Origin of the sequence: Chryseobacterium paridis, assembly GCF_016595215.1 — a bacterium.
GTDB classification, from domain to species: Bacteria; Bacteroidota; Bacteroidia; order Flavobacteriales; family Weeksellaceae; genus Chryseobacterium; species Chryseobacterium paridis.
The window spans coordinates 2,364,917-2,377,429 of sequence record NZ_JAENHK010000010.1 but is presented as its reverse complement, the minus strand read 5'-3'; the positions used below and the strand labels follow the sequence as shown (position 1 = coordinate 2,377,429).

Genomic DNA, 12,513 nt, shown 5'->3' with positions numbered 1-12,513 from the left:
AATGAAAAAAATTACCATATTATTTTTTATGGCTTATGCGCTCATTGGCATTAAGGCTCAAGTAGGAATTAATACAACTACACCACAAGGAACTTTAGATGTTGTGGGAGGGACATTGGTAGAATCCTACATAATAGATACTACCAACTCACCGGCAACAGGAAATTACTTTCTTCTTACCCGATCAAAGGATACAACACCTGTTGGTAAAGTTAAAATGTTGGATATTTCTTTAAGAGATGTTGCTCCTGTTAATACTTATAATGTTGTTTTGACCAATGTAAAACAAGATGAAGTAGTTAACCTGAATACAGGATTGGATGTCAATAAATATGTAGTTGCCATAACAGGTGCTGTTTTTACTGATGCTGTTTCAGCTGCTAATACGTCAACGACTCCCAAATCATACGGTGCTTATTCCACTGAAATCACAAAAGTAACGAATGGTGGTAATACCTATCATGGTATTAACCTTGCTTTTAAGGGTGCTGGTACAGTGTCTTCGAAAAATGGAACATGGTCACTTACTTTAAATGTCTATGAGAGATCTCTGATCAAGGATTGGGGTACTTTTACCGGATCTGTTTCCGCTTCAGCTTCTCCTGGGTATTCAGGAATATCAACAAACACGCCTGCTGGGCTTCAATAGAAAAATTATGAAAGAAAAAATTTATATCATTATTATGGCTTGTATGGGAATGATTATGCAAGCTCAGTCAGGAAATGTTGGGATCAAAACTACAACTCCTAAAGAAACCTTAGACGTAAACGGTGATTCCTTTACCAATTCATTGTATATGAGAAATCCGGGAGAACCGACTTCAACAGGAGGACATTTTTTAGCAACTTCTCAAAATTCATTACAGATATACGATCCAAATTTGGAAAGCAGTGGATTGTTTAATTATATTAAGCTCAATCTAACAGGAGTTTCTGCTTCAGGAATTACCGATTACGATACTAAAATAAATGCTAATGACTTTTTAGTAACAGTACATAATTATTCTTTTAAACTAAATGATGGCTCAACCAGCGTTGCATTAGATTATGGCGATAATGGGATTAATGATAATGCACAAGGATCCCCGAACGTGGTTGCTTTTAAAAGCAATGGAACATGGCATCTAAGAGCAGGATTTACAAATAGTAAATTAATAGCCTTTACTTCATCTAATCCAACCAGAACATATAATAACTTTACAGTAGAGTTTTATTTAATGGTTTACAAAAGATTAATCACAAAACAAAACATTGGTGATATTAATTCTGACCTCGGTGGGACAGATGGATCTGGAAAGACGATTAATAAACCATCTGGTTTTTAGACAGAAAGAATAATAGTAATAAGAAAGTCATGTCATAGGGTATGACTTTCTTCTGTTTATATTCTATTTGGTACATATTAATTAAAATTATTTATTATTGATTTTTAAATGTTATTATATTTAGATAAACAAAAAAAATTAATAATATGAAAAATAAATATGCTTTATTGATAAGGCCTTTTCTGTTAATTTTATCAATTGTAGGAAGTTTTATATATACTTCAGCACAGTCTCAAAATAATTTTCTGATAGGGGTGTGGTCTCCACCAGATATGGACGCCAACTTTGTTGCTATTCCCGCGGATTATGATAATGATGGAATGGTTGATATAAGTGTGAAAACTTCTGGCGGATACTGGTTAATTGATTATGCTAAAGTTGGAGGTTTTAATGGATGGGATAAGATTTTGCCTCAATACGGCGGGTTGGAAGCTATTCCGGTACCAGGTGATTACGATGGTGATGGGCACATGGATCTTGCAGTGAAGACCAATTCTGGAGCATGGCTAATAGATTATTATGCTGTTAATGGTCTTGGAGGTTGGGATGTAACATTGTCTTTTAACTATGGTGATGAGCATTACCATCCTGTGCCAGCAGATTATGATGGGGATGGATACACTGACATAGCGGCAAAGACAGATGATGGGCGTTGGCTTATTGATTATTATGCTAAAAATAATGGCTTCACTGGCTGGGATGTGATTCTTACCCAGTATGGAGGAACAGAAGCCCATCCTGTACCCGCAGATTATAATGGGGATGGAGCTACCGATATAGCCGTGAAGACTGATAATGGGCAATGGCTAATTGATTACTATCAAGAGAATGGTGGTTTTAATGGTTGGGATTATATATCAACATCTATGTATGGAGATGCGGCTTCTATTCCGGTTCCCGCAGATTACAATGGAGATGGTAGAGTAGATCTAGCTGTACGGGAGAATAAAGTGTGGAAGATAAATTATGCAGATGCTCTCGGTCATTTTGATACAGCTTGGGATAAGACAACTTTACCTGAATATGGAGATAATACTACTCAGCCACTTCCTGCAGATTATAACGGTGATGGGCGCGCTGATCTAAGTCTAAAAGTAAATGAAACCGGGACTTGGTTGATCGATTATTCAGAGATTGTAGGGAGTCAAACCAACTATTCGGGCTGGAATGAACATGCTAAGATTGGGCAATGGAACTGGGGTAACGCAGATTATAATTACTTAGTCGGTCCATCAGCTCCTTATTACAATAATGATCTTATAAAGTTTCAAAAAATAAAAAATGCCAATATAGACTTCATCGTGAATCCGGAAGTAATGTTCTTTCCAGATAACTACGCCAGGATATATACATATCTGGATCTCGCTAAAAAAAGCTCACTTAAAGTATTATTATCAGGCCACAATATAGCATCAAAACTAGATCCAGATTCCTTACCAGGCTATAAACAAGAATTCTTGGATGCTTTTAAAAATAATTTGCCGACCGGATTAGATCAGGCTATAATGGGAATATTTCTTGGTGATGAACCTCAAATAGGGGACCTGAATAATGTTAAAAAATGGACTAGTTTTTTTAATACCAACTATACACAGCAGCCTACTTTTTATAATTTATTTCCGAGATACGGTTCTTTTGCTGATGATGTCAGTTATGAAAGTTATCTGGATAAGTATATCAATGAAAATAGGACAGATTTTGTATCCTATGATTATTACCCATTTGAAAATAATATACCTTTTCGGGCAGATTACTTTTATAATATGAGAGTTTTCAAAGAGAAATTAGGTAATGATAGGCCATTTTGGTTTGTAATTCAATCTAATAAAGATTATGCACCGGAGCCTTATGAACCTAAATTAAAATTTCTTACTTCATCGGCGATAGCTTATGGTGCGAAAGGATTACTTTACTGGTCTTATATGAATGGATTTGAAAGTAATACAGCTCATTACGCATCTATTCAAAAGGTTAACAAATATATTAAAGAGGTAGTGGGTCCAGTGGTATTAACTACAGACTATATTACCACATTACATAAGAGTAATACTTATATGAATCAAGGACGTCCTTTTAGTTCTGATGAATTAATAACTTCAAATTTCACTGGGGTAATTACGGACGTCAGTAATAATAATATAGTTGTAGGTCTGTTTCAACAGAATAATACCACAACTACTGATTCTTATATTTGGATTGTTAACAAAGATCTTTCTGCAAGTGCTTTGTCTACTAAATTAACTTTGGAAGGAGCTTATCAAAGCTCTTCAATTTCTCCAAGAGTAGATAGTTATGTATCTCCTAACAATAGTTTTGTTACTATAAATAGGACATTTAATCATGTTACAAATAAAACAACAATTACAATTCCTGAGCTTGGGCCAGGGGAAGGAGTAATGTTAAAAGTAGTGCAATTAAATTCTACACTTCTTCGTTGTGGTGTCAATACTGAAAACCTAATTACTTTAAATTAGAGGTTAAGATGACTGTATGCTAATTTATGTTGTTTCCATAAAGAACTAAGTACATAGAATAAACGACTTTAATCTTTAATAATTTTTTCAGATAATATATTTCCTAGATGATCCGAAGCTTTTAAAATGTATACTCCTTTGGGTAATTCAGACATATCAATGTTTTTTCCTTTTGGACTTCTTTTTAAAAGCTTCCCATCTATGGAATAAATTTCAACCTTTACTAATTCTTCAGAAAAGAATAGAGTATTCTTCACAGGATTTGGATAGATGGTCAAATTTGTTTTATTGATCTCAGCGGTAGCTAATATATTACATGCTGCATTATAAGAATCGTCAACGATTGACCAGGCTTTATTATTAATCAAAGTATTTCTTGCAGATACTGCTGATGGAGAAGAGTAGACTAATCCTGCAGAACCTAAAGTCAAATTTGAAGATATGGTGGGATTATTTGCCCAACCCGCTAAAGTCGAATCATAATTAATACAAGACATTCCTGAAAAGTCCAGCATAAAATTAGCCTGAGGAGAGGAAGATAATTTCCAATTTCCTAAGTTCTGATTGAAAGCGGTCGCATTATTAAACATATAGCGCATGTCGGTCACTGCAGAGGTGTTCCAATTACCAATAGGTTGATTAAAAGTAGAATTATGATTAAACATATAAAACATATTGGTAACATTTGAAGTGTTCCAATTTCCAATAGGCTGATTAAAAGCTTGGTTTTCATAGAACATAGCTGACATATTGGTTACGAGTGAGGTATTCCAGTCTCCAATAGGTTGATTAAATTTACTTGCCTTACTAAACATTTGAGCCATGTTTATTACCTTTGAAGTATCCCAATTCCCGATAGGCTGGTTAAATGCCTGGCTTTCCTGAAACATACCTAACATATTGGTCACCTTTGAAGTATTCCAGTTTCCAATGGGTTGGTTAAATTTACCCGTCTGGTTAAACATAATTTGCATATCTGTTACTTTAGAGGTATCCCAGTTACTGATAGGCTGATTGAACATGAGTGTACCGGAAAACATATTACCCATATTTTCTACTTTTGAGGTATTCCAATTTCCAATTGGTTGATTAAACGCTAGTGCGTCTAAAAACATCCCATTCATGTTCGTAACTTTTGAAGTATCCCAATTGGCAAGAGGTTGATTAAAGAGGTCGGTAGCCTGAAAAGTATTTGACATATTAGTTACCTTAGTAGTATCCCAAACTCCTATTGGCTGATTAAATAGGAGAGCATGTACAAACATGCTTGAAAGATCAGTGACGTTAGAGGTATTCCAACTGCTGATAGGCTGATTGAATTTTTTAGCAAAATAAAAACTTTGTGATAAATCAGTTACTCCTGATATATCCCAATTGCTAAAAGTGGAGTTACCGATCAGTTCATAGCATCCGGCAAACATTCCCAACATACTTGTAACATTATTCAAAATCGGGATATCCGTAGCTGTGACATCCATATCTGTACAATAATTAAATGCTCTTTCCATGCTCGACCATTGTGTGTTTCCCCATTGGATTACATTCATAATTTTATGACTGTCTCCACGAGTTCCTACAGGTCCATAAAAACAGATACGATTGAAATTCCCATTTCCCTGACTTACTTTTAAAGTGTAGGTTGCATTACTTGCAACAGGATTAGATGGCGTTCCGAAATCAATTAATAGTGGAATACTAAAAACTGTTGTTACATTAGTAAGCGTTGCATTATGATTTGGATAGCCTACTTCTTCCCAATATATTGTATAATTGGTTCCTGTTCCGGGAAAATAAATTTGAGTAGATGTGCTTTGTGTAGGAAGGAAGCCTGTGTTGCTAGGTTTCCATATTGTGATGAACTCGTTTTGTGCGCGAATAGCAGAGCAAAATATAAAAAAAATACAAAAAAATGTAAATTTAGTTTTCATGGATTTTTACTTTCTCTAAATGTATATAAAAAAAATATTATGTAAAAACTTTCTAAAAATCAGTCAATTCCATTTGCTATTTCAAAAATATTTTATAATTTTGCAGTCCGAAAAGTAGGTTTGCTATATGTGAGTGCGGTAACCTGCTGAATAATAAATGCTTCCAAACTCATTAATTATTCAAATTAAAAAAACAAGAAATGGCTAAAAAAGTCTTTAAAATGGTAAAGCTTCAGGTGAAGGGAGGGGCTGCAAACCCGTCTCCACCAGTAGGTCCTGCATTAGGTTCTGCCGGTGTAAACATCATGGAGTTTTGTAAACAATTTAACGGAAGAACTCAGGATAAGCCTGGTCAAGTTTTACCAGTAGTAATTACTGTATACGAAGACAAATCTTTTGAATTCGTAATTAAAACTCCTCCAGCTGCAATTCAGTTAATGGATGCTGCAAAAATTAAAGGAGGTTCCGGAGAACCAAACAGAAACAAAGTAGGTTCTGTATCTTGGGATCAAGTGAAGAAAATCGCAGAAGATAAAATGGTAGACCTTAACTGTTTTACATTAGACTCTGCTCTTTCTATGGTTGCAGGTACTGCTAGATCTATGGGATTGAGAGTAACAGGAGCAAAACCAACTAACGCTTAAAACTTAGAGAAATGGCAAAATTAACAAAAAAGCAAAAGGAAGCTTTAAGCAAAGTAGAAAAAGGAAGAGCTTATAACCTTGATGAAGGTTCAGCTCTTGTAAAAGAAGTAAACACTGCAAAGTTTGATGCTTCTGTAGATATCGCTGTTAGATTGGGTGTAGATCCAAGAAAAGCAAACCAAATGGTAAGAGGTGTAGTATCTCTTCCTCACGGAACTGGTAAAGATGTTAAAGTATTAGCTCTTGTAACTCCAGATAAAGAAGCTGAAGCTAAAGAAGCTGGTGCTGATTATGTAGGTCTTGATGAATATTTACAAAAAATCAAAGATGGTTGGACTGATGTTGACGTTATCGTTACTATGCCAGCTGTTATGGGTAAATTAGGACCATTAGGTAGAGTATTAGGACCAAGAGGTTTAATGCCTAACCCTAAATCAGGAACTGTAACAATGGAAATTGGTAAAGCAGTAACTGAAGTGAAGTCAGGTAAAATTGATTTCAAAGTAGATAAATATGGTATTATCCATGCAGGTATTGGTAAAGTATCTTTCGATGCTGCTAAAATCAAAGAAAATGCTCAGGAATTAATCCAGACATTGATCAAAATGAAGCCAACTGCTGCTAAAGGTACATATGTAAAGAGTATTTATTTATCTTCTACTATGAGCCCGGGTATTGCAATTGATACTAAATCTGTAAACTAATATAAATCCTTAAGACAATGACAAAAGACCAAAAAGTTGTAGCAATACAAGAGATCAAAGATTTGCTTCAGGATGCAAAAGTAGTATACGTAGCAGATTTACAAGGATTGAACGCTGCTAAGTCTTCAGATTTCAGAAGACAGGCTTTCAAACAAAACATCAAAGTAAAAGTTGTAAAAAATACACTTTTACAAAAAGCAATGGAGCAAATCGAAGGAGTAGATTACTCTGAGATGTTCCCGACTTTCAAAGGGAATTCAGCATTGATGGTTTCAGAAACTGCAAATGCTCCTGCTAAATTAATCCAAGGGTTCAGAAAGAAAGAAGAGAAGCCATCTTTAAAGTCAGCTTACCTTCAGGAAACTTTCTTCGTTGGTGACAATAACCTAGATGCGTTGGCTAACATCAAGTCTAGAGAAGAAATGATCGGTGAAATCATCGGATTACTTCAGTCTCCAATTCAAAGAGTTGTTTCTGCTCTTCAAAACAAACCTGAAACAGTAGAAGCTAAAGCTGAAGAAGTAGCTGCTGCACCTGCTGTTGAAGAAACTCCTGCTGAAGCGGCTCCAGAAGCTCCTGCAGCAGAAAGCACTGAAGAAACTCCAAGTGCTGAATAATTAGACTCAAAAAATTAAATAAAATAATCAACAAAAAACATTACAACAATGTCAGATTTAAAAAATTTAGCTGAAACGCTAGTAAACTTAACAGTAAAAGACGTAAATGAATTAGCTACTATCCTTAAGGATGAGTACGGAATTGAGCCAGCTGCTGCTGCGGTAGTAGTTGCTGCAGGTGGTGGAGATGCTGCTGAAGAAAAGACTGAATTCGATGTAATTCTTAAGTCTGCAGGTGCATCTAAATTAGCTATCGTTAAATTAGTAAAAGATTTAACTGGTGCTGGTCTTAAAGAAGCTAAAGATATCGTAGACGGAGCTCCTGCTGCTATTAAGCAAGGTATCTCTAAAGACGAAGCTGAAGCTCTTAAGAAGCAATTAGAAGAAGCTGGTGCTGAAGTAGAAGTAAAATAATTCATTTTACCAATAAAATAGGAAGCCTGAACAAATTGTTCAGGCTTTTTTTATGGAGAACATTGAAGTTATTTTTTTGTAGTGATTTAGGATGAAGTATCCCATAGAAATCAATAATACATTTTACATCAATACATTGTACATTAAATCTTGTGAATGTGGATAACTTTTTGTATCTTTGCTCCTCTTTTGGCGCTAATAATTGTATATAAATCTGTAAAATATTATAAATCAGCTCTTTCATTCTAATGAAAGGGATTTTACGTTTATGGATATTGCGGTATTTCTGCCTCAAAAGTATTAAAAATATTTTGCATTACGCTGTGAAAAGATATACCAGTGTTGCAGTTAGAATTAGAAAGTAAGAACAAAGAATAAAGAATAAAAACCAATTCTGATAGCGCCAAACATCTAATGGTCTTTATCTTATCTCTTTCTCTTGTAGTCTTCTTCTGATATTTTTTGTAAATCAAAATATTTTTTAACCCTTCTTAAAAGTTTTATGAGTAAAACAACATTAACAACTAGGGGGAATCAGAGAGTTAATTTCTCATCAGCGAAAGGAAAAATTATTACTCCAGACTTCTTGGACATCCAATTAGAGTCTTTTAAAGAGTTTTTCCAGCTTGATACCCTTCCTGAAGACAGGAAAAAAGAAGGTCTGCATAAGACTTTCCAGGAAAATTTCCCAATTACAGATTCAAGAAACCAATTCGTATTGGAATTCTTAGATTATCTGGTAGATTCTCCACGTTATTCAATCGACGAGTGTGTAGAAAGAGGTTTAACGTATTCAGTTCCTCTTAAAGCAAGACTTAAGTTGTATTGTACGGATCCTGAGCATGAGGATTTCCAAACAGTAGTTCAGGATGTATATTTAGGACCAGTTCCTTATATGACTCCTAGTGGATCTTTCATCATCAATGGTGCTGAGAGAGTTATCGTTACGCAGTTGCACCGTTCACCTGGTGTATTCTTCGGACAGACTTACCACGCTAACGGAACTAAATTGTATTATTCAAGAATTATTCCTTTTAAGGGATCTTGGATGGAATTTACTACGGATATCAACAGCGTAATGTATGCGTATATTGACCGTAAGAAAAAGTTACCATTAACAACTCTATTAAGAGCTATCGGATTTGAATCTGATAAAGATATCCTTCAGATCTTTGACCTTGCGGAAGAAGTGAAAGTTTCTAAAGCTGCGCTTAAGAAAGTAGAAGGAAGAACATTGGCTGCGAGAGTATTGAACACTTGGTTCGAAGATTTCGTAGACGAAGATACTGGTGAGGTTGTTTCTATTGAAAGAAATGAAATTATCTTAGACAGAGAAACTATTCTTGAAAAAGAACATTTAGATCTTATTCTTGATGCTGGTGTGAAATCGATCTTGATCCACAAAGAAAACAGCAATGAATTCTCTATCATCCAGAATACATTACAGAAAGACCCTACTAACTCTGAAAAAGAGGCAGTAGAATATATTTACCGTCAGTTAAGAAATGCAGATCCACCAGATGAGGAAACAGCAAGAGGAATTATTGAAAAATTATTCTTCTCTGAGCAGAGATACTCATTAGGAGAAGTAGGACGTTACAGATTGAACAAAAAGTTAGGTCTTAATATCCCTACAACAACTGAAGTTCTTACAAAAGAAGATATCATTGCGATTGTAAGACACTTGATCGAATTGGTAAATTCTAAAGCGGAGGTTGATGATATTGACCACTTATCAAACAGAAGAATTAAAACTGTTGGTGAGCAATTAGCAGGACAGTTCGGTGTAGGTCTTTCAAGAATTGCAAGAACGATCAAAGAAAGAATGAACGTTAGAGATAACGAAATCTTTACTCCACTTGATCTTGTTAATGCTAAGACTTTAACATCTGTTATTAACTCATTCTTTGGTACCAACCAGCTTTCTCAGTTTATGGACCAAACCAACCCACTATCAGAGATCACTCACAAGAGAAGATTATCTGCACTAGGGCCTGGTGGTCTATCAAGAGAAAGAGCAGGTTTCGAGGTTCGTGACGTTCACCATACTCACTATGGAAGAATTTGTCCAATCGAAACTCCGGAAGGACCAAACATTGGTTTGATTTCTTCTTTAGGAATCTATGCAAAAATCAACAACCTTGGTTTCATCGAAACTCCATATAGAAAAGTAGAAGACAGTAAGATTGATCTTAGTGCCGCTCCTATTTATCTGAATGCAGAGGACGAAGAAGACAAAGTAATTGCTCAGGCAAACGTTGAGTTGAATGATAACGGTGAATTCGTTACTGATAGAATCATTGCAAGACTAGACGGAGATTATCCGGTAGTTGAACCATCTCAGGTTAACCTAATCGATGTTGCGCCAAACCAGATTTCTGGTATTTCAGCTTCGTTAATTCCATTCTTGGAACATGATGATGCGAACCGTGCGTTGATGGGATCTAACATGATGCGTCAGGCCGTTCCTCTATTGAAGCCACAGGCTCCAATCGTTGGTACAGGGCTTGAGCAACAAGTTGCAAGAGATTCTAGAATTTTGATCAATGCTGAAGGTACAGGTACTGTAGAGTACGTTGATGCTGATAAGATCACTATTAAATATGAAAGAAGCGATGATGAAGATCTTGTATCATTCGAATCTGCTACTAAAACATATAACCTAACTAAGTTTAGAAAAACCAACCAAAGTACAACGATTACACTAAGACCAAATGTAAGAATTGGTGAAACAGTGGAAAAAGGACAAGTTCTTTGTGATGGTTATGCTACTGAAAATGGAGAATTAGCTCTCGGTAGAAACTTAGTGGTTGCGTTCATGCCTTGGAAAGGATACAACTTTGAGGATGCGATCGTAATCAATGAAAAAGTTGTTCGTGAAGACTGGTTTACTTCTATCCACGTGGATGAGTATTCTCTTGAAGTTCGTGATACCAAATTAGGTATGGAAGAATTGACAGCAGATATTCCAAACGTTTCAGAAGAAGCTACTAAAGATCTTGACGAAAACGGTATGATCAGAATTGGTGCTGAAGTGAAGCCTGGTGATATTATGATTGGTAAAATCACACCTAAAGGTGAATCTGACCCAACTCCTGAAGAAAAACTTCTTAGAGCAATTTTCGGTGACAAAGCTGGTGATGTAAAAGATGCTTCATTAAAAGCAGATTCTTCATTGAGAGGTGTTGTTATCAACAAAAAATTGTTCTCTAGAAACATTAAAGATAAAAAGAAGAGAACTGAAGAGAAACTTAAACTTGAAGAAATTGAAAACACTTACAAGGCTAAGTTTGATGAGTTGAGAAATACTTTAATTGAAAAATTAAATACACTTGTAAGTGGTAAAACTTCTCAAGGAGTTCACAACGATCTTGATGAAGAAATCATCGGAAAAGGTGTGAAGTTCACTCATAAATTATTGACTTCAGTTGAAGATTATGTAAACGTAAGCGGTGCAGATTGGACTGTTGATAATGATAAAAATGAATTGATCAAACAATTGATTCATAACTATAAAATCAAATTCAACGATATCCAAGGAGTTAAAAACCGTGAGAAATTTGCAATTTCTATCGGTGATGAACTTCCTGCAGGTATCATGAAGTTGGCTAAAGTTTATATCGCTAAGAAACGTAAACTAAACGTAGGGGATAAAATGGCAGGACGTCACGGTAACAAAGGTATCGTGTCTAGAATCGTTCGTGAAGAAGATATGCCATTCCTTGAAGACGGAACACCAGTAGATATCGTATTGAATCCACTAGGGGTACCTTCTCGTATGAACATCGGACAGATTTATGAAACAGTTCTTGGATGGGCTGGTCAGAAATTAGGAATGACGTTCGCTACACCAATTTTCGATGGAGCTAGTCTTGAGCAGATTACTGAGTATACTGAGAAAGCAAATCTTCCAAAATTCGGTAACACTCACCTTTATGATGGTGGTACTGGAGAAAGATTTACTCAGCCTGCAACAGTAGGGGTAATCTATATGTTGAAACTAGGACACATGGTAGATGATAAAATGCACGCACGTTCAATTGGTCCTTACTCATTGATTACTCAGCAGCCATTAGGAGGTAAAGCTCAATTTGGAGGTCAGAGATTTGGAGAGATGGAGGTTTGGGCTCTTGAAGCATTCGGAGCATCAAATATCCTGAGAGAAATTTTGACTGTGAAGTCAGATGACGTGATTGGTAGAGCGAAAACTTATGAAGCGATTGCAAAAGGTGAATCTATGCCTGAACCAGGTATTCCGGAATCATTCAATGTATTACTTCACGAGTTACAAGGTCTTGGACTTGATGTAAGACTTGAAGAATAATTGACAAGAGACTTTAAGACACGAGAAAAGAGACTAAAAAGTCTCACATCTCACATCTCTTAATCTTTTAATCTAAAAATAAA

General features: G+C 35.6%; 9 protein-coding genes. 8 read left to right on the top strand and 1 reads right to left on the bottom strand.

Translation table 11 applies throughout. From position 1 onward, the window contains the following. Position 1: 1 nt before the first annotated feature. From JHL15_RS20175 to JHL15_RS20165, 3 genes are all read left to right on the top strand, one after another. Entirely contained in the window at positions 2 to 649 is a 648-nt protein-coding gene (locus tag JHL15_RS20175) for a hypothetical protein (RefSeq protein ID WP_200248770.1), read from the top strand. A 7-nt stretch (positions 650 to 656) separates the two neighbouring features. Beyond that, positions 657 to 1,325, top strand: coding sequence for a hypothetical protein (locus JHL15_RS20170; RefSeq protein WP_200248768.1), 669 nt, complete (start codon positions 657 to 659; stop codon positions 1,323 to 1,325). 146 nt (positions 1,326 to 1,471) lie between these two features. Continuing rightward, a complete protein-coding gene (locus JHL15_RS20165; protein WP_200248766.1) occupies positions 1,472 to 3,799 on the top strand; it encodes an FG-GAP-like repeat-containing protein in 2,328 nt (775 codons plus the stop codon). Positions 3,800 to 3,867: 68 nt separating this feature from the next. Here JHL15_RS20165 and JHL15_RS20160 read toward each other — a convergent pair whose 3' ends face one another. Then, complete coding sequence (locus JHL15_RS20160) at positions 3,868 to 5,727, bottom strand: BspA family leucine-rich repeat surface protein (RefSeq protein WP_200248764.1); 1,860 nt, start codon at positions 5,725 to 5,727, stop codon at positions 3,868 to 3,870. Positions 5,728 to 5,927: 200 nt separating this feature from the next. Here JHL15_RS20160 and rplK point away from each other — a divergent pair, with 200 nt between their 5' ends. The 5 genes from rplK (at position 5,928) to rpoB (ending at position 12,430) form a co-directional block, all read left to right on the top strand. After that, a complete protein-coding gene (rplK, locus tag JHL15_RS20155; RefSeq protein ID WP_089027865.1) occupies positions 5,928 to 6,371 on the top strand; it encodes a 50S ribosomal protein L11 in 444 nt (147 codons plus the stop codon). A gap of 11 nt (positions 6,372 to 6,382) precedes the next feature. Then, a complete protein-coding gene (rplA, locus tag JHL15_RS20150; RefSeq protein WP_200248762.1) occupies positions 6,383 to 7,075 on the top strand; it encodes a 50S ribosomal protein L1 in 693 nt (230 codons plus the stop codon). Positions 7,076 to 7,092: 17 nt separating this feature from the next. Next, on the top strand, positions 7,093 to 7,692 hold the full coding sequence (rplJ, locus tag JHL15_RS20145; RefSeq protein ID WP_200248760.1) for a 50S ribosomal protein L10: 600 nt from the start codon (positions 7,093 to 7,095) through the stop codon (positions 7,690 to 7,692). A gap of 48 nt (positions 7,693 to 7,740) precedes the next feature. Further along, positions 7,741 to 8,106, top strand: a complete 366-nt coding sequence (gene rplL, locus JHL15_RS20140) for a 50S ribosomal protein L7/L12 (protein ID WP_200248758.1) — start codon at positions 7,741 to 7,743, stop codon at positions 8,104 to 8,106. A 502-nt stretch (positions 8,107 to 8,608) separates the two neighbouring features. Then, positions 8,609 to 12,430, top strand: a complete 3,822-nt coding sequence (rpoB, locus tag JHL15_RS20135; protein ID WP_200248755.1) for a DNA-directed RNA polymerase subunit beta — start codon at positions 8,609 to 8,611, stop codon at positions 12,428 to 12,430. The last annotated feature ends 83 nt before the right edge of the window (positions 12,431 to 12,513 follow it).